Here is a 457-nt window from a genome sequence, read left to right as displayed (position 1 = left end):
CTTATTATAGGTGTTAATCCAGCATAACTGCATAATTCACCACCACTATTAAATCGTTTAAAACCGTCTGTTAATACTACTAACATTAAGGCAGTTTTATTTCCTATCCCTGGTATCGTTTTTAATCGTGTTAAAACATCTTGGTGAGCTTCTTTTACCAACGACAATAATTTAACTTCTAACTTGTCTATTTCTTTTTCTAGCTGTTTTAAACTTCGTTTTATTGAACTCACAACTGCTTTACTTGGGGTTCCTAAAACAGCTTCTCCGTGCAACTTGTTTTTTAACATTGTACTCTGTTTTGTGTACACAGAAAGGAGTCTTGTCATTTGTAAGCATTCTATTTGGTGTTTAGAACTACCTTGCCATAACTTTAATTTTACTTGTTTTGCATACTCACAGATCTGTTTAGAATCACTCTTGTCGGTCTTTATTTTAGACAGCTTCATTTGGATAA

1 protein-coding gene is annotated in these 457 nt (G+C 33.0%); it reads right to left on the bottom strand.

Annotated features, from left to right (window positions below; translation table 11 throughout):
* Positions 1–290, bottom strand: a 290-nt coding sequence (locus Q4548_RS16735) for a transposase (RefSeq protein ID WP_303457182.1), incomplete at its 3' end; no start/stop codon positions are given.
* Positions 291–457: the final 167 nt, after the last annotated feature.

Origin of the sequence: Wenyingzhuangia sp. 2_MG-2023 (assembly GCF_030548295.1) — a bacterium.
In the GTDB taxonomy this organism is placed as follows: Bacteria; Bacteroidota; Bacteroidia; order Flavobacteriales; family Flavobacteriaceae; genus Wenyingzhuangia.
This window is presented reverse-complemented; position numbering and strand designations above follow the sequence as displayed.